The sequence below is a fragment of the Streptomyces sp. NPDC059224 genome, assembly GCF_042754285.1.
In the GTDB taxonomy this organism is placed as follows: Bacteria; Actinomycetota; Actinomycetes; order Streptomycetales; family Streptomycetaceae; genus Streptomyces.
Genome location: NZ_JBHZAN010000063.1, coordinates 16,393 through 38,253, shown reverse-complemented (window position 1 = coordinate 38,253; position 21,861 = coordinate 16,393). Strand labels below are relative to the sequence as shown.

General features: G+C 66.7%; 21 protein-coding genes and 6 pseudogenes. 15 read left to right on the top strand and 12 right to left on the bottom strand.

Annotated features, from left to right (window positions below; translation table 11 throughout):
• Positions 1–197: 197 nt before the first annotated feature.
• Together ACFXI4_RS41995 and ACFXI4_RS41990 are read left to right on the top strand one after the other, a co-directional pair.
• Positions 198–860 (top strand): annotated as a pseudogene (locus ACFXI4_RS41995) (DUF4158 domain-containing protein); the annotation flags it as partial.
• A 15-nt stretch (positions 861–875) separates the two neighbouring features.
• Positions 876–1,823 carry an RNA polymerase sigma factor gene (locus ACFXI4_RS41990; RefSeq protein ID WP_385002226.1) on the top strand — a complete coding sequence of 316 codons (948 nt, stop codon included), beginning with the start codon at positions 876–878 and terminating at the stop codon, positions 1,821–1,823.
• A gap of 101 nt (positions 1,824–1,924) precedes the next feature.
• Here ACFXI4_RS41990 and ACFXI4_RS41985 read toward each other — a convergent pair whose 3' ends face one another.
• Together ACFXI4_RS41985 and ACFXI4_RS41980 are read right to left on the bottom strand one after the other, a co-directional pair.
• Positions 1,925–2,773, bottom strand: coding sequence for a GNAT family N-acetyltransferase (locus ACFXI4_RS41985; RefSeq protein WP_385002220.1), 849 nt, complete (start codon positions 2,771–2,773; stop codon positions 1,925–1,927).
• On the bottom strand, positions 2,770–3,642 hold the full coding sequence (locus ACFXI4_RS41980) for an alpha/beta fold hydrolase (protein ID WP_385002217.1): 873 nt from the start codon (positions 3,640–3,642) through the stop codon (positions 2,770–2,772). The genes ACFXI4_RS41985 and ACFXI4_RS41980 overlap by 4 nt, the downstream gene beginning before the upstream one ends.
• 660 nt (positions 3,643–4,302) lie before the next feature.
• Between ACFXI4_RS41980 and ACFXI4_RS41975 the strand changes: the two genes are divergently transcribed.
• Positions 4,303–4,494: a hypothetical protein gene (locus tag ACFXI4_RS41975; RefSeq protein ID WP_385002214.1), complete on the top strand. Its 192-nt coding sequence runs from the start codon at positions 4,303–4,305 to the stop codon at positions 4,492–4,494.
• 74 nt (positions 4,495–4,568) lie between these two features.
• Entirely contained in the window at positions 4,569–5,090 is a 522-nt protein-coding gene (locus ACFXI4_RS41970; protein ID WP_385002211.1) for a DUF4396 domain-containing protein, read from the top strand.
• Between the two features lie 489 nt (positions 5,091–5,579).
• Here ACFXI4_RS41970 and ACFXI4_RS41965 read toward each other — a convergent pair.
• The 6 genes and pseudogenes from ACFXI4_RS41965 to ACFXI4_RS41940 form a co-directional block, all read right to left on the bottom strand.
• Positions 5,580–5,687 (bottom strand): annotated as a pseudogene (locus tag ACFXI4_RS41965) (transposase); the annotation flags it as partial.
• The gene (locus tag ACFXI4_RS41960; RefSeq protein WP_385002208.1) at positions 5,688–6,062 is read right to left on the bottom strand and encodes a MerR family transcriptional regulator; all 375 of its coding nucleotides are present in this window, start codon (positions 6,060–6,062) and stop codon (positions 5,688–5,690) included.
• A gap of 465 nt (positions 6,063–6,527) precedes the next feature.
• Positions 6,528–7,394, bottom strand: a complete 867-nt coding sequence (locus tag ACFXI4_RS41955) for a transposase family protein (protein WP_385002205.1) — start codon at positions 7,392–7,394, stop codon at positions 6,528–6,530.
• Between the two features lie 11 nt (positions 7,395–7,405).
• Positions 7,406–7,516 (bottom strand): annotated as a pseudogene (locus ACFXI4_RS41950) (IS5/IS1182 family transposase); the annotation flags it as partial.
• Between the two features lie 66 nt (positions 7,517–7,582).
• Positions 7,583–8,443, bottom strand: coding sequence for a hypothetical protein (locus ACFXI4_RS41945; protein WP_385002202.1), 861 nt, complete (start codon positions 8,441–8,443; stop codon positions 7,583–7,585).
• Between the two features lie 279 nt (positions 8,444–8,722).
• Complete coding sequence (locus tag ACFXI4_RS41940; RefSeq protein WP_385002199.1) at positions 8,723–9,811, bottom strand: NADH:flavin oxidoreductase; 1,089 nt, start codon at positions 9,809–9,811, stop codon at positions 8,723–8,725.
• Positions 9,812–9,939: 128 nt separating this feature from the next.
• Here ACFXI4_RS41940 and ACFXI4_RS41935 point away from each other — a divergent pair, with 128 nt between their 5' ends.
• The 3 genes and pseudogenes from ACFXI4_RS41935 to ACFXI4_RS41925 form a co-directional block, all read left to right on the top strand.
• Positions 9,940–10,086, top strand: coding sequence for a hypothetical protein (locus ACFXI4_RS41935; RefSeq protein WP_385002196.1), 147 nt, complete (start codon positions 9,940–9,942; stop codon positions 10,084–10,086).
• Positions 10,087–10,170: 84 nt separating this feature from the next.
• A complete protein-coding gene (locus tag ACFXI4_RS41930; RefSeq protein ID WP_385002193.1) occupies positions 10,171–10,506 on the top strand; it encodes an alpha/beta fold hydrolase in 336 nt (111 codons plus the stop codon).
• Between the two features lie 153 nt (positions 10,507–10,659).
• Positions 10,660–10,777, top strand: a pseudogene (locus tag ACFXI4_RS41925) (transposase); the annotation flags it as partial.
• A gap of 1,194 nt (positions 10,778–11,971) precedes the next feature.
• On the opposite strand, the gene ACFXI4_RS41920 reads toward ACFXI4_RS41925, so the two are convergent.
• The gene (locus tag ACFXI4_RS41920) at positions 11,972–12,433 is read right to left on the bottom strand and encodes an ATP-binding protein (RefSeq protein WP_385002190.1); all 462 of its coding nucleotides are present in this window, start codon (positions 12,431–12,433) and stop codon (positions 11,972–11,974) included.
• Between the two features lie 244 nt (positions 12,434–12,677).
• On the opposite strand from ACFXI4_RS41920, the gene ACFXI4_RS41915 reads away from it, so the two are divergent.
• Complete coding sequence (locus ACFXI4_RS41915; RefSeq protein WP_385002187.1) at positions 12,678–13,403, top strand: FadR/GntR family transcriptional regulator; 726 nt, start codon at positions 12,678–12,680, stop codon at positions 13,401–13,403.
• Positions 13,364–14,237: pseudogene (locus tag ACFXI4_RS41910) on the top strand (IS5 family transposase). Before ACFXI4_RS41915 ends, ACFXI4_RS41910 begins: the two are co-directional and overlap by 40 nt.
• 10 nt (positions 14,238–14,247) lie before the next feature.
• Here the strand turns inward: ACFXI4_RS41910 and ACFXI4_RS41905 are convergent.
• Positions 14,248–14,769 (bottom strand): hypothetical protein, encoded by a 522-nt coding sequence (locus ACFXI4_RS41905; RefSeq protein WP_385002185.1) that lies wholly within the window; start codon positions 14,767–14,769, stop codon positions 14,248–14,250.
• A gap of 90 nt (positions 14,770–14,859) precedes the next feature.
• Here ACFXI4_RS41905 and ACFXI4_RS41900 point away from each other — a divergent pair.
• Positions 14,860–16,020, top strand: a pseudogene (locus tag ACFXI4_RS41900) (IS701 family transposase).
• Positions 16,021–16,428: 408 nt separating this feature from the next.
• Here ACFXI4_RS41900 and ACFXI4_RS41895 read toward each other — a convergent pair.
• Complete coding sequence (locus ACFXI4_RS41895; protein ID WP_385002182.1) at positions 16,429–17,013, bottom strand: CGNR zinc finger domain-containing protein; 585 nt, start codon at positions 17,011–17,013, stop codon at positions 16,429–16,431.
• Positions 17,014–17,191: 178 nt separating this feature from the next.
• On the opposite strand from ACFXI4_RS41895, the gene ACFXI4_RS41890 reads away from it, so the two are divergent.
• The 5 genes from ACFXI4_RS41890 to ACFXI4_RS41870 all read left to right on the top strand — a co-directional run bounded on the left by ACFXI4_RS41890 (position 17,192) and on the right by ACFXI4_RS41870 (position 20,987).
• Complete coding sequence (locus ACFXI4_RS41890; RefSeq protein ID WP_385002179.1) at positions 17,192–17,656, top strand: VOC family protein; 465 nt, start codon at positions 17,192–17,194, stop codon at positions 17,654–17,656.
• A 294-nt stretch (positions 17,657–17,950) separates the two neighbouring features.
• Positions 17,951–18,781, top strand: a complete 831-nt coding sequence (locus tag ACFXI4_RS41885) for a pyridoxamine 5'-phosphate oxidase family protein (RefSeq protein WP_385002176.1) — start codon at positions 17,951–17,953, stop codon at positions 18,779–18,781.
• Positions 18,778–19,035 carry a ferredoxin gene (locus tag ACFXI4_RS41880; RefSeq protein ID WP_385002173.1) on the top strand — a complete coding sequence of 86 codons (258 nt, stop codon included), beginning with the start codon at positions 18,778–18,780 and terminating at the stop codon, positions 19,033–19,035. The genes ACFXI4_RS41885 and ACFXI4_RS41880 overlap by 4 nt, the downstream gene beginning before the upstream one ends.
• Positions 19,032–20,237, top strand: a complete 1,206-nt coding sequence (locus ACFXI4_RS41875; protein WP_385002170.1) for an NAD(P)/FAD-dependent oxidoreductase — start codon at positions 19,032–19,034, stop codon at positions 20,235–20,237. The genes ACFXI4_RS41880 and ACFXI4_RS41875 overlap by 4 nt, the downstream gene beginning before the upstream one ends.
• Before the next feature lie 45 nt (positions 20,238–20,282).
• The gene (locus tag ACFXI4_RS41870) at positions 20,283–20,987 is read left to right on the top strand and encodes a CatB-related O-acetyltransferase (RefSeq protein WP_385002167.1); all 705 of its coding nucleotides are present in this window, start codon (positions 20,283–20,285) and stop codon (positions 20,985–20,987) included.
• Between the two features lie 45 nt (positions 20,988–21,032).
• On the opposite strand, the gene ACFXI4_RS41865 is transcribed toward ACFXI4_RS41870, so the two are convergent.
• The gene (locus ACFXI4_RS41865; protein WP_385002164.1) at positions 21,033–21,764 is read right to left on the bottom strand and encodes a FadR/GntR family transcriptional regulator; all 732 of its coding nucleotides are present in this window, start codon (positions 21,762–21,764) and stop codon (positions 21,033–21,035) included.
• Positions 21,765–21,861: the final 97 nt, after the last annotated feature.

Genomic DNA, 21,861 nt, shown 5'->3' with positions numbered 1-21,861 from the left:
AGAGGGACATCGCTAGCTGGACCATGGCTTCTGAGTTGGTTGAGAACGAAGTTGGAGAGACAGGGGACCAGGAAACCGTCACGTCCGGTCGAGCAGGCGCCACGCTGTGCCACCGACCCCGGATGGCTCATGTTCCAACTGCCCCGGGGGCGGGAAGGTCTGTGCCCTCATACGGCATCGGGAACGTCGGTACAGCCGTGGATGCTGAGGTTCTGACCTATGAGCAGGCTGAGGCGTACGGGAAGTCCGCCGTAGCCGACCCGCCCCGAACGGAAGCGGTTCTTCTTCCTGGAAGGACGCCGACCGCGGTCTGATCGCCCGGCGCCGCTCCACGCGCCACCGCCTGGGCTTCGCCCCCAGATGCGCACGGTGCGCTCCATCGGTTGGTTCCTCCCGGACGACCCGCTCGACGCGGCGTGGCCGGTGGTCGAGCATCTGGCCGCTCCGCCCGGCAACGAGGGGACCCGTCGGCGGTGGAGCGGTACACCGAGCGGCGGAAGAAGGAGTACGAGCACGCCCAAGAGATCCGGGACGCCGCCTGCGACTACCAGGAGTACGAGGATGCGGAGTGGTCGCGGCGGTTCCGCATATTCCTGCACGGGGGGGCGTGGACGCACGACGAGAGCCCGAAGGCGCTGTTTGGTCACGCGGTGGGCTGCTGCGCCGCAACCGGGGTGAGGGTGCTGGCCCGGCAGGTGTTGGAGGTGCGGAAGGTCGCAGAGAAGCGGCTGCACGCCACCGTCGCGGGTGTCGCCCGGCGGGTGGACCCGGCGCCGCTGGGTGACCCGGTGGCGACGCTGAAGACGCCGGAGGGTTCGCGGTCCTCGGAGCCGGAGCGGCTACGCCTGCCGCCGACGCGGCCGTATCCTTGCGGGATGACCGACATGCCCGCAGGCGCCGAGGAGCCGGACGCGCAGCTCCTGCGGGCCGCGCGGGCCGGCGACGCCAGTTCCCTCGGACTGCTGCTGGCCAGGCACCGGGCAGGCATGCACGCAGTGGCGGCTGGCCTGCTCGGGTACGGACCGGAGGCCGAGGACGCGGTCCAGGAGGCGTCGATCGTCGCCCTCCGGCGGATCGGCGACATACGGGACCCGGACGCCGTGGGGCCGTGGCTGCGCACAGTGGTGCGCAACGTCTGCCGGGCCATGCTGCGCCGCACGTCGGCCGTTCCTTTGGAGACCGACGCGCTCGTCCGGCTGGAGCGGTCCACCGCGCCTGACCCGGCGGAGCTGATCGAGCAGTACGCGCTGCGGGACTGGATCGGGACCGCCCTGGCGCAGCTCTCCCCGGGGCTCCGGCTCGCCATGCTGCTGCGCTACTTCACCGAGACCGCGTCTTATGAGGACATCGCCGCGGTGTCGGCGGTCCCCGTCGGCACCGTCCGCAGCCGGCTGCATCAGGGCCGGGCCAAACTCGCGGAGGCCCTGCTGGCCGCGGCGGACGGCGCGCACGACGACATCGCGGCGCTGACCGGGCGGCACCGCGGGCTGGGGGAGGAGGCGATGCTTGCTGCCCACCGCGGCGAGTCCGCCTCAGTCCTGAGGAAGCACTGGTCGCCGAAGCTGGAGGTCGTCTGGCCGGACGGCAGGCGCACCGGCCGGGACCGGCTGGTCGCCGCACTCGGCCGCGATCTGTCCGCCGGCGTGCGGCACTCCCTGGTCAATGTCGTGGCCGGCGGTGACGTGGTGGTCTGGGAGGACGCGATGCGCAATCCGCCGGAAGACCCGTACCACTGCCCGCCCGGCGTGACATGGGTGTACTTCCTTGAGGGCGGCCAGGCGGTCAGGCTGCACCTCCACCACCCCCGCCGACCTGTTCGCTGAAGCGGTGCGGAGGGGGCACAGAGAGTGGTGGCTGGGGTAGCCCGGGTCTGTGCGGGTGGCGCGTGCGAGCGCCACCCGCACAGACCGCCGCCGGCCCGCGCTCAAGCCTCTTCGCGCCAGACCCAGGTGACCCGTTCGTAAAGGGGCTCGAAACCGGTCCGCAGCATGTTGCGCAGTGAGGTGTTGCGTTTGCCTTCCCGCTCCGCACCCGTCTCGGCGACTAGCCATCGGCAGCCAGCCTCGCGGGCCGCGGCAGCCCGGGCGAGGAGCAGCGCGGACTGGGCACCCCGGCCTCGGGCCTCGGGCAGCGTGGCGCCGCCGAACATGTCGGCGCAGTCTCCGTTCAGGTAGACGCTTCCGACCGCGACGATCCGCTCGCCGTCGTAGACCGCGTACTGCCGCCAGTCCGGTCGGCCGACGCAGGACGCGGCCAGCTCGATCATGTCGGGCGCACCGAAGCCGAAGGTGGTCATCATGACAGTGGCCCACTCCTTCGCCTGGCGCGGCTCGACCAGGCCGACACGGAGCCCCGCGTCCAGGGGCGGGAGCCCGTCGGGTGCCGGCGTCTCCGCGGCAAGGTCCCACCCGAGCTTGACGAATGAACTCCCCGCCGTGAGTCCCAGCCGCTTGGCGACGACGGGCCAGTCCTCCGGCAGGAGCGTGGGCGCGATCATCATCGAGCCCTGCCGCAGGCCCTGCTCGCGGTAGAAGTCCCGAACATGGGTGAGCACGTCGGCGCCGACGGGCACATCGTCGGCGAATCCTCCGGCCCGGTTGAAGAAACCGCTGGGGTCCTCCCGGACGCAGAGGGCCAGCGCGGGCCCGGTCCGCAGGGCGGCGGCCCCCAGCCGTTCCGCCGCGGAGCCTGGCACGTCCGCCGCGCCCGCCGCGAAGTCCCCGTACGCCTCGATTTCCGTGCGCTCTGCCAGCCCGAACGGCACAATCGTCATCGTCGTCCTCCGTTCTTCACGCTCCGCACGAAGCCAAGTACGGCGGCGGCGAATTCCTCCGGCTGCTCGATATGTCCGAAATGGCCACTTGTCTTCAGAGTTACCACGGTGGAGTTCGGGAGTTCGTCGTCCATTGCCCGCGCCCACCGGGGGCCGCAGATGAAGTCGTACGCTCCGACCACCACCAGTGTGGGCGTCATGATGGTGTCCAGGTGTCCGCGGTGGTCGAAGGCGCCGCCGGTCACGTGGGTGACCCTCAGCCCGGCCAGCCGCGCGAACTCCTCCTCCCGGCCCCAGTAGTCCGCGAAGTAGGCAGGCAGCAGGGCACGCAGGTGCTCGGTCCGGGCTTCGTCGGTGTCCGCGATGGTGTCGTCCGTCCAGGCCGCGAGGACGGGTGCCACCCGCGGGTCGCCCGGGAAGCGATCCGCGAACTCCGCCAGCCGGGCGGTGGCCTCCTTGACCAGTTCCTCCGTGTTGTGCGCCAGGGAGTCGTAGAGGACCAGCCCAGCCAGCCGCTCGGGGTACGTCAGGGCGTACCGCTGGGCGAAGAAGCCGCCCGCGGAGTGACCGAGCAGATGTACCCGGGATAGGCCGAGGTGCTCCACGACGGCGTGGGTGAAGCGGGCGTAGACGTCCAAGGTGTACCCGTCGGGGTGGCTCGGAAGCCTGCTCTCAGCGGTCGTCCCGACCTGCGTCGGGTAGACCATCGTGATGTCCTCCTCCAGCAGCGGGAACCGCAGGTAGCCGTCGTCGATCCCGGGGCCCCCGCTCAGCGCTAGGCACACTGCGGGCCCCTGCCCGCGGACCTCGTACTCCTGGGGGATCCCGTCGACCTCGATGACGTGGTGGCCTGGGGACAGCGGATTCATGTGTCGTTCCTCAATGGTGGTGCCGGTCATACCTGCACGATGCGGTGGCGGGCCGGAAAGTTCGACCGGCCGACGATGTTTCTCGGACCGGCGCTCCTGGTGGGGGCTGGTCGCAGCTGCCGGTGCGGATCAGGCGGCGCGTAGGTGTGTCCCGTCGCGGCGGGGAACCGAGAGGGGGACGCCGTCGCGGGGAGGGCGGATGCTGCCCGCCATGACGGTCACGAAGACCGACATCGTCCGTCCGGTGTACCTGGTAGGCCGCTCCACCGTGACCCTCGCCCGCGACCACGGCGTCAGTCGTGGGGTGATCCGCACGCCTGTCGCCGGCCTTCATATCCGACCACACCCCCATCGAGGAGGACGTTCCGGCCCGAAGTCGGCGGTCACCCTGCATCGTGTCGGGCAAGGTCGCCGACTTTCTCCGTGCAGCCGCCGTGGAGCCCGCCGAGCGCGGCTCGGCCAGGGGGCAACCGTACGGCGAGCTTAAGGCGTCCGGAGATCAAGACCTTGCCGGGGCCTGACTTCCTGGGACGGGGACATCCCGGCCGAGAAAGCCATCGACCAATTCATCGACGATATGGGCGGCATGATGACGGCCGAGGACATGGACAGCCTCGAGAAGGCATCCGGGAGGCGTTCGACACCGCCTTGATGGAGGCGATGATCAAGCATCAAACGGGCGATGGGGAGACGGAGAAGGGCGACTTCTCCTTCCCCGACGCCAACAAGATGGCGGACGCTACTACCGGGTCCCAGACCGCCGCGAACTCCCGGATGAACACCCCGCTCGGCGAGGACTCCCCCCGGCACCAGGCGGCCGTGCACGCCAACCGGCGTGCTGCCGTGCTCTGATCGCGGAATACCCCATTGGGGTATCGCGTTTCCGGGGAGGGGGACGGCGTACACCGGACGTACGAGGGGATGACATGGACCACAGCGCATACCACGATGGCACCGCGCACGACCACGCCGCGCACCAGGCGCACGAGGGCCACGGTGGGCACCACACGGGCAGAGTGACGTGGGGGTCTGCCGCGAAGGCGACGCTGCACTGCCTGACAGGCTGCGCCATCGGCGAGATCCTCGGTATGGCGATCGGCACTGCCCTGCTGTGGGGCAACGTGACGACCATGGTCCTGGCGATCGCGCTGGCCTTCGTGTTCGGCTACTCGCTGACGCTGTTCGCGATCCGCAAGGCGGGCCTGGGCTTGAAGACCGCCCTCAAGGTGGCGCTTGCCGCCGACACCGTTTCCATCATCGTGATGGAACTCGTCGACAACGGGATCATCGCCCTGGTCCCCGGCGCGATGGACGCCCACCTGTACGAAACCCTGTTCTGGACGTCCCTGCTGGGCGGCTTCGCGGTCGCGTTCCTGCTGACGACCCCGGTGAACAAGTGGATGATCGGCCGCGGCAAGGGTCACGCCGTGGTCCACGCCTATCACTGAGCTTTGTCAGCGTGGTCACTGATCGGGTGGGGTCGATGGTGGGCCTTGATGCGGAACGGGCAGGGTTCCCTGACAGCTGAGGGGGTATCCGACCTCTCACCTCTGTTGCCCCGTTGGTTCCGTTCTGTCGTGACACTGCTTACCAGGAGAGCGCCGGGGCTCCCCGTCCGTGCGAGGTAAGGGCGCGAGCGCGGTACGTGCTGGCCGAGGGAGTCCGCGGTGCGTGACCGAGACAGTGAGATACGTGTGACTACTTGGAAGGCGGAGTGAACGTTCAGGTCGTCACCGATCCCGACAGACGACCCTGTGGATCTAGGAGGTTGCGCGACCTCACACGATCTCACGGCGGCCCGCAGATACCGCATCGTCAACGCATGCCGTCGACTGGGCCTCCCGGTTCTGGCCGACCTGAACCGGGGTCGTGGAGGGTGGCGAAGGGGACAGGAACATCGCTCGTTTGAGCTGCCGGTTGCCGCCGCGTGGGGCCTATTCGTCGTGGATCGAGGTCCCTGACGACTTCGTGGTCGGGGCGAGGCCGGTGTAGGAGGCTAGCTAAGCGGTGGTGGGGAAGCTGGTGCTGTCGCGGACGGCGACAAGTCAGGCGGCATCAGCGGACGGTGCAACCTGGGACACGGCGCTCAGGTAGTTGTCTAGAGCATTGATGTTCTGCGTCAGTATGGTGACGCGTTCCCGCAACCGGTCTCGTTCTGCTGCGATCCGGCGAACGAACTCGGGGTCGTCATACTGGGAGCACGCCGCGGCACCCAGGCATGGGAGAACCTCCCGGATGATCTCCGTAGTAAGCCCGGCTCCGAGCAGGCCGCGAATCTGCTCAACTCGCTCCACAGCCGCTTCGTCGTAGCGTCGATAGCCGTTCTCTTCGCGACGCGGGGTGATAAGGCCCTGCTCTTCGTAGTAGCGCAAAAGGCGGGTGGATACACCGACCCGCTCCGAAAGCTCCTTGATTCTCATCGTCACTCCCTGTCGCCGGCAATCACATAGATGTGAACCTTTCTCAGTAAGTGTAGCCTTCAACGCTGCGAGGTCAAGCAGTATGGCCAGATAGATACCTTTTCGGCGGCACTGGCCATACCGTGCGGCACGCCGTGCCGTGCGAAGATCGATAGCAAGTTGAGCGCACCAAATTACCGCTCCGGCTGTTTTATCGGTGCGCGCCGTAGGTGGTCATGATGCGCTCGGGGGCAATTACTGTGAAGCTGCATATAGCAGGGGGGGTTCATGGTGGCGAATGGAGTGGATGGAATTATCTCTAACGCTTATGGCCAGCTCGATTAGCTCACCATACTTCGGCTTCGAAGATTCCTAAGGGCGTCCCCTATCCGTGGCCGCACACATATTTCAAGTCTTTGCGGCGCGCTTAGGAGTATCGGAGTCGACCGTGCCACCGCTGCTTCGCCGTCTGGTGTCACGCCAGGTCTAACGAGCTCGTGCAGGGTAGGCAGTGAGACGTCGAGGACTTCGGTGGGGCTCGGGGTTCACATCTGCCGTGCGGATTTGAGGTCCGCGATCTGTTGGTGGGACAGCAGGCCGGCGATGGCTTGAACGGTGTCGCTCATGTTCGCGGCGGTCGAGGTGGCGGGCCGGGGCCCGCCAGTTTTTCAGGTGGGCGATGCCGTGCTCGACTCGGATGCGGCGCGAGGAGTGCGCTTTGCGCTCGCGCTCGTAGATCTCCTCGTACCAGTCCGGGGCGTTCTTCTTGAACTTGCGGTGCGGTGGTGTCACCACGCGTCCGCCGAGCTGAGCACCCAGACCCTGGTAGCCGCGGCGTCGGCGCGGATCTCGACCGCGGGTCCGTCGGCCAGGAGATTTGACGGCGTTCTGCTTGTTCTTGCCGGAGATGAATCTGTCCCGGTCCTTGCGTTCGGCGGCCGGGCGGCGGACTCGGATCTCGGTGCCGTCAATGATGCCGGCCTTCCCGGTCACACCGAGAGATCGACGACTTCGGCCGGACTTCGCAGCCGAACGTCGGGGCTGACGGTGCATCCCCGCTCGGCGAGCAGGGGCCCGTACCTCGACGATGGCCCGGGTGATGGTCGAGCGGTCCACGCCGAACCGGCAGGCCAGCACATCGTGGGTCGTGCAGTGACGGAGATGAACCAGGGTGGCGAGCAGCCGATCGACGAACACCAGCCGGTGCTTTGCACCGGCGCCCACTGCCCGGTTCCGCTGTCTGGAGGCGAGCCTGGCTTGTTGGCGCTCGTGCCACAACGGGCCGATCTCAGCTACGAGTTCAGCAATCACATCGGCCGTCAGGCCCGTGATCCGCCGGTTGCTGATGATCACTGCACGAGTTTTCAGCGTTGCCGCTCCAGGGTGAGAACGGCTTTGGTGATGAGGGTCATGCGGTTGGGGCTGATGCGGGGTCTGTGGAAGATCTGCCATGACTTCAGTCGTGCCATGCGCACAGAGTCGGCAAGTGCGTCTGTGCGAGATTTACGCGCAGACCGCTCGTAGCACGTCCCTGCTCACCTTCATCCTTCTGCGGCTGACCGTGATTCCGGCTCCCGACTCTTGGACCCCCGAATGTGTCGGGCAAGAGCCGTGGGCGACAGCCAGATCGAGCGACCACCAGGGCGTTCCAACAGGTCATGGGCGCCGCCAGCGTCTATCCACCGTGTGTCCAGCAGGCTCAGCCTGCGACGCGTCGGAGCCACGATGTGTCCGATTCTCGAGATCTTTGGCACCCCAATGGGCTGATCGGCGGCAAGCTCAGGCGCAGAAAGTCGTACCACGCACTGCGAGAGAGGGCGCGCGTCGGCGCCTCGCTGTGAGGCCCACATAGCCAAGTGCTCGTTCCACGAATCTGGTGGCTTAGCTTCCGGATCGAAGCTGTAGATGTCCAACAGCAGGCGGTCATCGATGCGGGCGTTTTCGTCGAGGATGTCGGCGGCGGTGATGGTGGTCGCGTCCGGGACCGGCCGGTGAGAGAAGTTCTTGCAGGTGGCGTCCCATGCCTGGTCGGGTCGGTACCAGGTGGTGCCGTCCCACCAGTATCCGCCCTGGCGGAACAGGAGTTTGGGCCCCCTCCAGCTGCTGTGCCACCGGCGCGCATCCTTGTTGAGGAGCAGCAGAACCGTGCGGCCGTGCCCGGGATGGTGGCGGACGGCCCAGGCAAGTTCCGGCCGGAGCGGGTCGGTCGCGTAGGCGATCCACGCACCGTGAGCCTCGTTCATTCTCTCCCATCGACCCATTGCGACGCCGTCTTTTCGGGAAATGAAGGCCTCTAGGGCGGCGGGATCGTCGATCGAGATGTGGCTGTCGTCAACGAAAGGTATCCCAGGGATGGGATGATCTGTGTGCAGACCGTTAGCGAGCGGCTGAAGGCGATACATGTTCGCTGTACCTCCACATCTTCTGGGATGGAATGACCTCAGGAAACCGTCGGGGGAGGGATTTCCCAAACGTCTTTTAGTCGATAATTTGGCTGGTCTCTGCCGTCCATATGAAATTGCGGCCCAGCTCGTTCTATTTTTGACCCGGCTATGCTTGGGCTTAGTCGACGATGATGAGCGTCTCGCACTTCTCCAGGCGAGATCAAGGCTGGAGGTTCGCATGGCCGGCTGATGAGCGAATTCCGGGTCGAAGGTGTAGTTCCCGATATGAGGTTCTGCTCACACACTGAAGCGCTGAACGAAGCTCGGCCATCCCCGCATGTGGTTAATGAAGAGCTCGCTCATGCCTCCGTCACGCAGGTACTGCGCCCTGACCGGCAGTTCTGGGCTGTCATACATTGCATTCTTCTTTACTTGCAGAGGAAAGTCTCGCTGGAGAATTCCGGCACGACCGATCAGTACAAAGTCGCAACCTTCATCCAGTAGCTGCCCGGCGCGCTGGGCGCTCATGATTTTGCCCGCTGCTCCCAGCCGTACACCCTTCCGGGGAAGGCTCGTGAAGACACTGAGCATCGTCCGCCCCCTGAAGACTCCCTCTCGCGCGATCTGGGCCGAGTCCCACAGGGCCAGGTCTAGGTAGTCGATCAGTTCTCGGTCGAGAATCTCAGCTGTTATTTCACGCAGCTCCTCCAGGAGCAGCCCGTATCGCTCGACTGACAGGCGCCAACCGATCTGAAAGTTTGGGCCGCATTCCCTGCGAATGCCTTCGATCACCTCGATCGTGAGACGAGCTCGGTTCTCGGTACTGCCACCGTACTTGTCGACGCGGTTATTGAGGAGGGGGGACATGAATTCTGAGAGGATCCAGCCGAAAGCACCGTGGAGCGCGACGCCGTCGAAGCCTGCTAGCTCTGCCCTTCTCGCTGCTGCGATGAAGCTGTCACGGATTCGTTCTACCTCCTCCGTTGTCAGCGCCCTGACGCCCGGAAGCGTGCGGCTAGAAGCCGGAGCCGGCACTCCCCCCAATTCTGGACTGGCCCGATGCCCGGCGTGATGCAGCTGCACTGCGGAAAGGCCGCCTCCGTCGCGGATCACGGTGGCCATCTGCGTCAGCCCGTACAGATGTTCATCGGAGTGGATGCCCAACTGCCGCTCATATCCGATGCCGCTGGCCTCGACTGTAGCGGCACCGGTTTGTATCAAGGCGTAGCAGCTTCGGGCGAGCTGCTCCATCCAGTCCAGATCGAATTTCGAGACGGAACCGTCACGCTCACTCTGTTGGTTCGTGAGTGGCGCCAGCATGAATCGGTTCCTCATTGCCGGCCCGTGGCGGAGAGTGAGAGGTTCGAACAATTCAGCGACGGACATGCAGATCTCCTACAGGTCAGAACTGGGGGTGGCGGCCGTCGCTCACGTTGAGGTCCGCGGTCGCGGTGTCTCCACTACCCTCCAACCTTGACATCAGTGAGAAGGCAAATCGTCGTCAAGGAGTTGTGATGAGGATCAAACGGCTGTCCGAGCGGACGAGCGTATCGTCCCGGCTGCTGCGCTCCTGCGAGGATCAGGGCTTCCTGCGGCAGAGGCGCGAGGAGGGCCGGATACCGGCGAGGCCGCGCGAGTTCTGGGACCCGATCAAGAAGTAGCGGGACGAGGAAACCGAGGAGAACCGCAGGGCGCTGACGCCTGTCTTCGCCGACGAGGCGATCAAGTCGCAGTACACCACCGGCGTGCGGGACCTGAGCCACCTGGACCCGTTCAGCCGGCTTCACGGCAGAACCCAGCTTGCCCGCCCGGGAAACTGGGGCATCCAGCTCGACCCGTCCCACGACTACGGCACCAATGTCACCCTCTACCCATGGTTCCAGGAGTACGTTTGGAGTTACCAGCCGCCGACCCTGATCGTCTGGGGGCGGCATGACTTCATCTTTCCGCCGGACGGCGCATACCCCTACCTCGAAGGCCTGCCCAAGGCAGAGTTCCAGCTGCGAGGCATCGCATGCTTGTCTACCCGTCCGGCGTCGACGTGTCCTGCTCTGCCCCGCGCTTCCTCGCCGCTCGCCTGAGGAAACACCGCCACCTGATCAGTGACACCCTCGGCCCGGCGCTCGGGCAGTGACTGCTTGAGCTGGTTGTCACGCATACCAGCAAGAACACGGGTTGGGGGATGGAGTCGTTGCGCTTCCTGGTGGTGCTCGTGGAGGGGTTGGTTGAGCGATAACCGGCGGGTGATCAACGGGGTTCTGTACCGGGTGCAGACGGGTGTGCAGTGGCGGGATCTGCCGGAGTGGTTCGGGCCGTGGGATATGACATCGTCGCTGGTCAACTGCTGGAAGTCTGCCTGGTCAGCCCCCACATCGGGAGCAGCCCTGACACAACGGACGGCGCCGCGTGAGCGTGCGCCGCAATGCCCGGACACCCGTGAACGTCGGAGTTCACGTCCGGTTCCGCGGCGTGAAGTGGCGGGTGGTCGCGCTGTCAGGCCAAGACATCAACCTCCTCGGACCAGACGGCGGAGGGCAGACCGTGCTCGCCGGGCATCTGTTCTCCGACCCCGGCTTCACTGCCATCGGACCGACGTGCCTCAAGCCGCCCCAAAGTGAGGGCTGTTCGGGACCGCCCTCGCCGTGGCCCGCCAAAAGGCACTGCCGGGCAGCGGCACGTAAAAGAGGTTGAACCCGGCCTTGCCGAGAGGCCCGGCAGCGAAGAAGCCCCGCGGCGGCGACCCCGAGCAGCACACGCTGGCCGAGCGGGAGCAGGCCGAGGCCAAGGAGCTGACCGCGCTCGGTTTCGGCCACGCCTCACGCACCATGGTGCAGCGCATGCGGCGCGGCTACCGTAAACAAGGTCCGCGGGGTTCCTCGATACCTCAGCACTCCCAAGCCCCACCGGGCTGGCCGACAAACGGGTCCAAGGACGTCCTGGCCCGCTTGGAGCACACTCTCGACCGGATGGAGGTCGCTGCCGTCCGCGAGGCCCTGCGCTGCCGGCGCGGCCGGTCCAAAGGGCACCATCAACGGCCTGTTCCCCCTGATCAACCAGAACCTGGAATCGGACACGGCCCCGCAACGGTGCCCGCTCCGTCCCGGGCCTCGCCGCGCCGGCTCGTCACCATCCTCACCCGCCCCGGTGAACGCCGCAGTCCTGTGCCCCAGCGCGCCCAAGCCGTCGACGCGGTCCTGCTGCTAGCGCGGAGATGGCCGTCCCGTACCTCGCCCACCCCACCCGGCCGGACATCCTGCGCATGGACCACACCTCGACTGCGCCACCAGCGGCTGACCACCCTGGACGAGCGCCTGGCCGGCGCGGCCGCTCGGTGTCGTCGACCGCGGCGAGGTCTTCGTCTCCCGCGCGTTCACCGCCAGCCGCGAAAGCCGCGGCATCAGCGTCCAGCCCGCCCCGCCCCGCCCCATGCTCCCACTGCCAAAAGCATCGTCGAGCGTGCCTTCGGCAGCATCAACCATCGGCCAGGTCGTTCTGGTCCGTCGGACACACCATTCAGACAGCCGGCGCAGGAAGCAGGGGGCGCGGTCACGGCTTCGCTGGGGGGCGGTGGGTGGAGGTGCGGCGAGAGAGCGACGTGTCTCCGTGCTCGCTGCTCTGGGCGTAGATCTCGCACCAGACCCTTTTGCCAGTTCCGTGTGTCTCGACGCCCCACGAATTGGCGAGGGCTTCGACCACCAGCAGTCCCCGTCCGGAGGTGGCATCCGAGCTCTCGCTTCGGCGAACCGGTAGGGACGTCAACGTGTCACGGACTTCCACCCTTACACCGCACTTCAGCGGTATCACGGCCAGCGACGCGGGCCCCATCGAGTGTTCAAGAGCATTGGTGACCAGCTCGGACACGAGCAAGATCGCGTCGTCACTGACCGGCGTCAGACCCCAGGCCAACGCTTGCCGGGCCACTGCCCGGCGCGCAGTGTGCACGGCGGCGAAGTCGTCCGGTTGGATCTGGATGTCGAGGCGTGAGTGGCACAGGAGAGCCCACAGCATCCGTAGCGTGTGTCCGCGGCGTGGTTCCGTGCAGACGCTCCCGTCGTCCCTCTCGGAGCGCGAGACGCGCGGATTAGCTTCTGCCGTACATCGGCGTGCTAGCAAGGGCATTGTTCGCCCCTCCACATGTTTTGGACTGGTCGCTATACCTTTATCCTCCAGATATGAAGGTAATATGTCAATGGTGTGCTAAATGTACCTTTTCCGGACAGCATGATCGGTTCGATTGGGTAGGACGGGAACCATGACGCCTGCGGGGACGCCACGCGCGACGGACCTCTGGTCGGAGGACCATGCGCTCAGACCCATCACGCCGGCCACTGCCTTCGAGGAGACGGTAGAGCGGCTGAGTAACTCGATCATCCTGGGAATCCTGCCGCCGGGATCGCAACTGCCACCGGAGCGCGAACTCGCCACCCGGCTGGGGGTGTCCCGCGCCACGTTGCGGCGGGCGCTGGCTGCCCTGCAGGAGGCCGGTCGAGTCCATGCCCGTCCGGGCAGAGGGGGCGGCACCTTCGTGAGTGAGGGCCTTGGGTGCGAGCGCCCCGTCCTGCCGGACGACTGGACATCGCAGCTGGATCTGCGTGCATCTCTCGATATGGGTGCCACCATGCTGGCCGCCACCCGAGCCGGTGAAGCAGATCTCGACGAACTCGACGCGCTCATCGCCCGGATGGACAAGGCGGAGGGGGCGGACGAGTACCGGCGTCTTGACGTGCGCTTCCACATCAAGATCGCAGAGATCACCGGGAGTGGTCCCTTGATCGACGAGGTGGCCCGTGCCCAGGTGGAGCTCACCCGGCTGGTCCGGCTCATCCGTCGCCCTGGCGAGGCGCTGAGAGTGTCTAACGAGCAGCATGCCGGAATCCTCGCGGCAATGCGGGACAGGGACGCCGGAAGGGCCGCTCTTGCGGCGTACTACCACAACGAATCCACCCGGCACATCCTCAGCGCGCTGCCCCGCCCCTAGGCCGTGTGCCGAAGGGGACGAAGGCAGGGCGACCACCTGTCTGGCCTCGGCGGCAGATAATCGACGGCATACGGTTTCGGGTGCGGACCGGTGTTCCGTGGCGGGACGTGCCCGTCGAGTACGCGCCGTGGGGGCGGGTCTACGACCTGTTCCGCCGGTGGCGGCGGGACGGCACCTGGCAACGCATCCTGACCCGGCTCCAGTCCCTGGCCGACGCGAGAGGTGCGATCACTTGGGACCTGAATGTTGACTCCGCGGTCTGCCGCGCTCACCAGCATGCGGCCGGTGCCCGCAAGCAGGGTGATCTGCAGGAGGAACCGCCGGGTGAGGTGTTCACCGAGCCTCGTGATCACGGGCTGGGACGCTCACGCGGCGGGTTCACCACCAAGCTGCACCTGGCCGTCGAGCAGGGTCAGAAACCCATGTCGATCGTGGTGACGGCAGGGCAGCGTGGGGACTCGCCGCAGTTCGGACTGGTGCTGGAGAAGGTTCGCGCGCCCCGCCTCGGGCCGGGCCGACCGCGGGTCCGCCCTGATCGTGTGCTTGCGGGCGGACAAGGCGTACGCCTCCCGCAAGAACCGCGCTTACCTGCGCCGCCGTGGAATCCGCTGCACCATCCCGGACAAGGCCGCCCAGGCCCGCAACCGCCGAAAGCTCGGCTCCCGTGGCGGCCGGCCGCCACGCTTCGCCCCGGCCGACTACCGCGAACGCCACGCGGTCGAGTGCGGGATCAACCGCCTCAAGAGACACCGTGCTGTCGCCACGCGCTACGACAGGCTCGCCGTCCGCTACGAGGCGACCGTCCTCGTCGCTGCCATCAGCGAGTGGCTGTGACCCTCGGCCGTCACGCGATGGGATCCACATTCCACGCCGCGGGCAGATCATTGCCGCAGAAGATGCAGACGAAGTCGTCCTCCCGCACGATGTTGTGCTCCTGGCAGTCGGGGCACCGCCGGAACACCACCTCGTGAGTAAAGCCGGACGGCCGCCAGAGCCCTACAGCGTCCAGAGCACGGGCGACCTCCGCCCAAGAGGTGACGTCCGGGCAGTACCCGGTGGACTGGTTGCTGACCTCGCTCACGGCCCACCGGTTTGCCTCGCGCATGAAGCTGATCTCGCCGGCACTCAGCACCATGTCTCCGCCGGCACAGGCCACGTGCTCGCTTCGCCGCGGCGCCAGCCGAAGCACACCGTCCATACCGACCACGAAGGTGAACGGCTCGGCCAGCTCCGCCATCGATTGCTCCACGATCCAGCCACCGAAGTCAGCCACCGAGCCGATCCGACGCCCGGCGTCACCAGGACGGACCGCGGCCTTCAGTTCGACTGGGCCAACATATCGATAACTCCGCCCCCGCTCACTCACGTCAGCCAACCTAGAGCACTTCCGACACACGCCCTGGTACTGCAACGGTGTCTACCGTGGCTGCTGGCCAGTCCGCTCGTTGGTGTGGTCATGGGTGGGGACCTTGGTGATGTGCGTGTGTGGGCGAGTGAATTGGATGTGGTGCACGAGCGGTTTGTGCACCGGTTCAGCCGGTCGGAGCCGCGGGAGTCGCCGCTGGCCTATATGCGGGGGCTGATTGCTCCGCTGCAGCGCAAGAACGGCTGGACCCTGGCCGAGGAGGCCGGCCATGACGGTCCGGACTGTGTCCGGCGGATGCTGAACCGGATCGAGTGGGACCCGACGAGGTCCTCGATGACGTGCGCCGGTACGTGGTCGACCATCTCGACCGGGATGCGGTGCTCATCGTCGACGACACCGGTTTCCTGAAGAAGGGCACCCGCTCGGCCGGCGTTCAGCGCCAGTACTCCGGGACCGCAGGACGCACCGAGAACTGCCAGGTCGGGGTCTTCCTGGCCTACGCCACCGGCCGCGGACGCACACTGATCGACCGGCGACTGTATCTGCCCACGTCCTGGACGGACGACCGCGAGCGATGCCGACGGGCAGGTATCGGCGACGAGGTCGCCTTCGAGACGAAGGTGGCGGTGGCCAAGGCGACTGTCCGCAAGGCGATCGCCGACCGGGTCCCGTTCGGCTGGGTGACGGCGGACGCCGCCTACGGTTTCAGCAAGGGCTTGCGGTTCGAACTGGAGCAGGCCGATGTCTTCCATGTCATGGCCACCACCCGGCACGACACCGTCGTCACCCGCTGGTCGACCGACCATCCCGTCCACGACCTGTTCCCCGCTCTGTCCCGGCAGAAGTGGAAACGCCTTTCCTGCGGCGAGGGAGCGCACGGCCGGCGGATCTTCGACTGGGCCCGCGTCGAGGTGAGGCCCTGGCAGCGCGAGGACCGCCGTCACTGGGTGATCGCCCGCCGCAGCGTCAGCCGGCCCGAGGACATCTCCTATTCTCCTACATCGCCTACTGCCCCGCCGGCACCACCCTGGACGAACTGATCCGCATCGCGGGCGGCCGATGGGCGGTCGAGGAATGCTTCCAGACGGCGAAGCAGGAATGCGGCCTGGACGACTACCAGGTCCGCCGCTACCCGACTGGCACCGCCACATGACCCTCGCCATGGCAGCCCACGCCTGCCTCACCGTCCTGCGAGCCCGGGAACTGGACACGGACAAAGCAGAAACGGATCCTCCCAGCTCATCCGCCTGAGCCTCGCCGAGATCCGACGACTTATCACCCGGCTCACCAACCGCCGACCCACCCCTGTCGAACACACCCTCCACTGGTCGACATGGCGCCGCAGACGCCAACACCAAGCCCGCCTCAGTCACTACAAACGACACGGACACAGCCCCTGACAACTGCCCGGTAATCAGAACAAACACCGTTGCGGTACTAGCGGTCGAGACTCAGGAGGAGCGTGGCGCAGGGCTTGCGGCGGTCTCGGCGCGCGCCGACTGCCGTCGGGGTCCCTTGTCCGAGGGGGCGTCGTGGCATGCGATGATCACTGATCGCGTAACTGTCAAAAGTCGTTTTGCTGGTTTGGGTGATTCTCGCCGGAGGGTGTGTGGTGCCGGGGTTTTCTGGGGGCAGGGCGGGGCCTGGGGTGGTGCGCCGTCAGCGTCCCTGTCTGGGCGTGCCCTGGTGACGCTCGTGGTGTCGGCGGGTCTTGGCGCGGTTGCCGCAGGATCCCATGGAGCACCACCGGCGCCCCCCGTTCTTGGTCGTGTCGTAGAAGCGCAGGGGACATACGGGGTTGGCGCACTTGCGGATGCGGTCGGGCCCCTCCTCCAGCAGGCGCAGATAGAGGTCGGCTGTGCGCCATGCTGCGTTCCAGCCCGGCGTGTCCGTCTCTACGACCGACTCTGGACCGGCAGGTCCCAGCAGGCGTCGTACGTGGCCATGGGCGAGTGTGTCGTTGAGCATCTCGCGAGCCCGTTCCAGTTCGGGTCCCTCGCTGGTCACCATCCAGCTCAGGGCGGTCCGGGTTGCCAGGAGGGTGCCGAGGGTCTCCTGTGTGTCCGGTGCGATGTCGGCCAGTCCGGCGGACGACAGCCAAATCGCCAGTCCACCTGGGCGCTCAAGCAGGTCGTGGGCGCCGTCGTCGTCCACCCAACGTGTGTTCAGCAGGTCCATCGGCAACGGCTCCCCGAGGAGGGGGCGGGGGTCCGCGTCGGCGGTGTGGGCTGGATGAGTGTGCATGCGGTGCGCCCTTTCGTGTCGGGGTCCATGCGATCACACCCTCGAAGCATAACCGGCTAAATGAGTATCGCCGGTTGCGCGTGAGGATGGCAACCGCTAACCTCCATTTAGCTGGTTGGAGCGAGCTCGGCAGTGAGCGCCCATCGGCCCCATGTATCCACCCTCTGGAAGGAACGTCATGACCACTTCTCTGCACCCTGCCACCCTCAAGACGGGTCACGTCGGCCTCAGTGTCACCGATCTCGACCGGTCGCTCCCGTTCTACGGACGGGTCTTCGGTTTCGAGACCCTCGCCGAAGGCAAGGACGACAGTCGCCGCTGGGCCTTCCTCGGCCGCGACGGTGAGATCGTCGTTGCCCTGTGGCAGCAGAGCGCGGAAGGTTTCGCCACAGCAACCGCGGGCCTTCACCACCTGTCCTTCCAGGTGGACACCCTGGATGAGATCGCCGCGACCGAGGCCGTCCTGCGTGAGCTGGGCACGGAGTTCGTCTACGACGGTGTGGTGGCGCACGCCGAGGGCGCCGCGTCGGGCGGCATCTTCTTCGAGGACCCCGACGGCATCCGTCTGGAGCTCTACGTGCCCACCGGCGCTGAGGGTGCGCCCGCTCCGGCCGGCCAGGAGCCGACCTGCGGCTTCTTCTAGGACAGGCCACGACGCCGGGAGGTCTCACCGCTGGCTCGGCCTAGCCGGTGCTGGGCCTCCCGGTCCAGTGGACCAGCTGACACATGGGTGAGCTGCTGCTCCCAGCTCGACACTCACAGGGATCACGTTCCTGTGAGGCCGTGCGGGCAACGGGAGGGAGGCATCTCTTTACCCAACGGCACGGACACGTCGACATCGTGAGGAGCAGACATGGGCCCGTATCACCACGGCGAACTAGCGGTGCAGAAGAGAGCAGGTCTGACCGAGACGGCCATGGCGGTTTCCGCCGCGATCATGACCGAGATTCCAGACGTGGCCGCGGACTTCATCGAGGAGCAGCCGATGCTCGTCATCGGCGCCGCCGACAGCCGCGGCGAGGTCTGGTCCTCCCTGCTGGCGGGCGTGCCCGGGTTCATCACCGTCACCGGACCGTCCACCCTGAGCGTCGCAGCCGCGCTGTCCGCCAGTGACCCCCTGTACTGCACCCTCGCCGAACCGACCCGCCTTGGCATGATCGCCATCGAACCCGGCACCCGGCGACGCATACGCATGAACGGCACCGCCCGTCCCGCCCGCGAGGGGCTGGAGATCGCACTGGAGCAGATCTACGCGAACTGCCCGAAGTACATCCAGAAGAGGGTGCCGCAGTGGCAGCCCGCCACCCCCGACGAGCCACGGGAGGCAGAGGCGCTCACCGAACAGGACATCGCGCTCGTCGAAGGCACGGACACCTTCTTCATCGCCACGACAGACCTGGACGGCAACGCCGACGCCTCCCATCGCGGAGGCAACCCGGGCTTCCTCCAAGTCCGCGGGCCCCGGCATCTGCGCTGGCCCGACTATGTCGGCAACTCCATGTTCAACACCTTCGGAAACCTCGAAGTCAATCCCCGCGCAGGACTGATGATCCCCAACTGGGCCACGGGCACTCTCCTGCACCTCACCGGCACGGCAGCCGTGGACTGGGACCCGGACCACGCAGCCGCTCATCCGGGGGCACAGCGCGTCGTCGACTTCGCCGTCGAGCACCTCGTCCGCATCGACAACGCATCCCCGCTGCGCTGGAGCGCTCCCCAGTTCTCCCGGTTCAACCCGCCCATCGCACATGAAGGAGCAAGTACATGACCGAGCGACCCGTCACCAGCCTCAGAGTGACCGTCGACATGAACCTGTGCGAGAGCCACGGTCAGTGCGTCTTCGCCGCCCCCCAGGTGTTCGCCTTCGACGACGACGACATCCTCGTTTACGAGCCGAATCCCGACGTCTCCCAGTACAAAAAGGTCGTCGCCGCTGCGGCAGCCTGTCCCGTGCGGGCGATCCGAATCGAACACACCATCGAGGGCGACGCCCCCGCAGACGGTTCTGAGTCCACGCGATGAACACGCAGCCGATGCGCGTCGTCATCGTCGGCGCCTCACTCGCCGGTCTCAACGCGGCACGAGCCCTGCGGGACGAGGGACACACAGGGCCCATCACCCTGGTCGGCGAGGAGCCCTACGGCCCCTACGACAGACCGCCCCTGTCCAAGGAATTCCTCACCTCCGACGCGGGTCACGCGTCGCTGGCCCTGGCGGACACCGCTGCTCTTGGACTGACGGAGCTCTACGGCCGGCGAGCACTCCACCTCGAGCCCCGTGAACGGACGGTGCATTTGGAGGACGGCCAGGTCATCCCGTATGACGGTCTCGTCATCGCCACCGGTGCCGGAGCACGTTCCTGGCCCGCTCCGTGTCCGGCTGCAGGTGTGCACACCATCCGAACGCTCGACGACGCGACGGCGCTGCGGTACGACCTCCGAAGTGCGCGGCGCCGGATCCTCGTCGTCGGAGGCGGATTCATCGGCAGCGAAGCCGCAGCGACGGCGCGTGAGCTGGGGCACGACGTGCTTCTCGCGCACCAGGGGCTGGCGCCCCTGTACCGCCCGATGGGTGAGGACGCGGCCTCCTTCGTCGCGGAGCTCCATCGCGCCGCAGGTGTGTCCCTGCTGCCTTCCGCCACCCTCACCGCGCTGCACGGACGAACGCGGGTCGCCTACGCCACCCTGAACGACACACACCAGGTGGGCGTCGATACCGCGGTGCTCGCGCTGGGGGCCACAGCCCGTACCGAATGGCTCACACACTCAGGCCTTCAACTGGATCGGGGGCTGGTCACAGACGCCCACGCCCGGGCCGTCGGTGCGGACGGACGATCGCATCACAGGATCGTCGGCGCCGGAGACGTCACACGGTTTCCCCACCCTCACACGGCGCGACTCCTCAGTCTCGGCCACTGGAGTCACGCAGTGGAACAGGCGAGAACCGCGGCACGCACACTCCTCAACCCCCATGCCCCTGCCGTCTACCGTCCCGTCGCGTCGTTCTGGTCCAGCTTGTACGGCGTCCGCTTCCGGGCTGTGGGACTGCCCATGGAAGCCGACCAGGCTCGGACCCTTGAACTCGACCTGGAGCGAAGGCGTTTGGACGTGGCTTATTACCGCGGCGGACGACTCGTGGGAGCAGTCACTGCGAACCGCGCAGGACGCATCGCCCAGTACAGAGAACAGCTGGCCGCCGACCTGACGGCCATGGCCACGGCGTGATCCGGGCGACCGGCGCACCACAACACTCTCCAAGGACGGAGCAGTATGACCACATACCCTGACCCCGCGAACGCGCGCATTCCCGGCATGATCAAGAGCGAGCGACGTCCGGGACTCGTCGAGGCGGCCGAGGACGTCACCGTCTTCCTCAAGCCGCTCATCAAGTCCCCCAGGATCGAGGTCGGTGAATTCACCTACTACAACGACACCGAGGACGCCGCAGGCTTCGAGGACAACAACGTTCTCTACGCGTATGGCCCGGAACGCCTGGTCATAGGCAAGTTCTGCTGCCTGGCGATGGGCACGAAGTTCATCATGTCGCCGGGAACGGACTACCACATGCCCGGGGGTACCACTTCGTACCCGTTCTTCATCTTCGGTGGATCTTGGCTCGAGAAGACGGCGGACCTGCTGCCCTCACTGCCCACCAAGGGCGACATCCTTATAGGCAACGACGTCTGGGTCGGACGGGAGGCCGTCATCATGCCCGGTGTCACCATCGGCGACGGTGCGGTCATCGGAGCCCGTTCCCTGGTCACGAGCGATGTGGCCCCCTATACCGTGGTCGGCGGGAATCCCGCGAAGCAGATCAAGAAGCGGCTGCCCGACGAGGACATCGACCGCATGCTGCGCATCGCCTGGTGGGACTGGCCCGCCGAGGTCGTCACCGAGCACGTGCGCACCATCTGGTCTGCGACGCCCTCGGAACTGGAGGAACTGGCCAGGAGGATCGGTCGGCTGGGGAAGTGAGGGGGTGGGGGGCGCCGCAGGCCCCGCCCAGAAGGACGCGCGCGCTCAGTCAGCTTGCTGAAGCTGTCCGTCCTCGATGAGGGCGTCGGTGGTGGTGACCAAGTGCCGCAACATCTCTTCCGCGGCTTCCGCCGGCTTGCGGGCCTCGATGGCGTCGATGATCGCCCGATGGTCACGCAGTGACTTGGCAGGTTGACCGGCACGGGTCAGCGACGTCTCCGAAGTCCGGTCCAGGGCCTTGTGCATGCTCTCCAACAGCCGGATCAGGATCGGGTTGTGTGAGGCACGGGCGACGCCGGCATGGAACCGCCGGTCTCCCCCCAGTCCTGCGTCACCGTTCTCGATCTCGGCCTGCATCTGGACCATCGCGCCCTGCAGTTCCGCGATGTCGTCGTCCGTGGCCCGGATCGCCGCGAGTCTCGCGCACTGCGCCTCCAGGGCTTGACGTGTCTCCCATATCGCAGGGTGATCGAGGTGGGTCTGCACCAGCTCGGCGGCCAGGGAGTCGAGCAGGTCGTCGGAGCGTTCCAGCAGGTAGATCCCGTCGCCGTGCCGGACTTCCACCATGCCGCGGGCGCGCAGTGCGGTGATCGCCTCCCGGACCGAGGACCGTCCCACGTTCAGTTGCTGGGCAAGTTCCCGCTCGCTCATCAACCGGTCGCCGGGTTGCAGTTGATGGACGTCGATGAATTCCCGGAGGCGATCACTGACCTGCTCGTAGAGAGGTTTGCGATCGACTGGACGCATGGGCGCGAGGTCTCGCCGATCGGCGGTCATGACCCTCCTTGGTGAGCTTCGATCGTCTGGCGCAGACGGTGTTCTGCTGGTCTGACGATACCGCCGTCCCGAGTGACGCTCGCTCCAGCGGCACCCC

Excerpts from the sequence above, each read along its gene's own strand:
- ACFXI4_RS41935 (WP_385002196.1), top strand. The coding sequence starts at position 9,940 with ATGAGGATCAAACGGCTGTCCGAGCGGACGAGCGTATCGTCCCGGCTG.
- ACFXI4_RS41985 (WP_385002220.1), bottom strand. The coding sequence starts at position 2,773 with ATGACGATTGTGCCGTTCGGGCTGGCAGAGCGCACGGAAATCGAGGCG.
- ACFXI4_RS41980 (WP_385002217.1), bottom strand. The coding sequence starts at position 3,642 with ATGAATCCGCTGTCCCCAGGCCACCACGTCATCGAGGTCGACGGGATC.
- ACFXI4_RS41970 (WP_385002211.1), top strand. The coding sequence starts at position 4,569 with ATGGACCACAGCGCATACCACGATGGCACCGCGCACGACCACGCCGCG.
- ACFXI4_RS41990 (WP_385002226.1), top strand. The coding sequence starts at position 876 with ATGACCGACATGCCCGCAGGCGCCGAGGAGCCGGACGCGCAGCTCCTG.
- ACFXI4_RS41875 (WP_385002170.1), top strand. The coding sequence starts at position 19,032 with ATGAACACGCAGCCGATGCGCGTCGTCATCGTCGGCGCCTCACTCGCC.
- ACFXI4_RS41945 (WP_385002202.1), bottom strand. The coding sequence starts at position 8,443 with ATGTATCGCCTTCAGCCGCTCGCTAACGGTCTGCACACAGATCATCCC.
- ACFXI4_RS41960 (WP_385002208.1), bottom strand. The coding sequence starts at position 6,062 with ATGAGAATCAAGGAGCTTTCGGAGCGGGTCGGTGTATCCACCCGCCTT.
- ACFXI4_RS41880 (WP_385002173.1), top strand. The coding sequence starts at position 18,778 with ATGACCGAGCGACCCGTCACCAGCCTCAGAGTGACCGTCGACATGAAC.
- ACFXI4_RS41895 (WP_385002182.1), bottom strand. The coding sequence starts at position 17,013 with ATGCACACTCATCCAGCCCACACCGCCGACGCGGACCCCCGCCCCCTC.
- ACFXI4_RS41975 (WP_385002214.1), top strand. The coding sequence starts at position 4,303 with ATGATCAAGCATCAAACGGGCGATGGGGAGACGGAGAAGGGCGACTTC.
- ACFXI4_RS41920 (WP_385002190.1), bottom strand. The coding sequence starts at position 12,433 with ATGCTGTGGGCTCTCCTGTGCCACTCACGCCTCGACATCCAGATCCAA.
- ACFXI4_RS41940 (WP_385002199.1), bottom strand. The coding sequence starts at position 9,811 with ATGTCCGTCGCTGAATTGTTCGAACCTCTCACTCTCCGCCACGGGCCG.
- ACFXI4_RS41870 (WP_385002167.1), top strand. The coding sequence starts at position 20,283 with ATGACCACATACCCTGACCCCGCGAACGCGCGCATTCCCGGCATGATC.
- ACFXI4_RS41915 (WP_385002187.1), top strand. The coding sequence starts at position 12,678 with ATGACGCCTGCGGGGACGCCACGCGCGACGGACCTCTGGTCGGAGGAC.
- ACFXI4_RS41865 (WP_385002164.1), bottom strand. The coding sequence starts at position 21,764 with ATGACCGCCGATCGGCGAGACCTCGCGCCCATGCGTCCAGTCGATCGC.
- ACFXI4_RS41890 (WP_385002179.1), top strand. The coding sequence starts at position 17,192 with ATGACCACTTCTCTGCACCCTGCCACCCTCAAGACGGGTCACGTCGGC.
- ACFXI4_RS41885 (WP_385002176.1), top strand. The coding sequence starts at position 17,951 with ATGACCGAGATTCCAGACGTGGCCGCGGACTTCATCGAGGAGCAGCCG.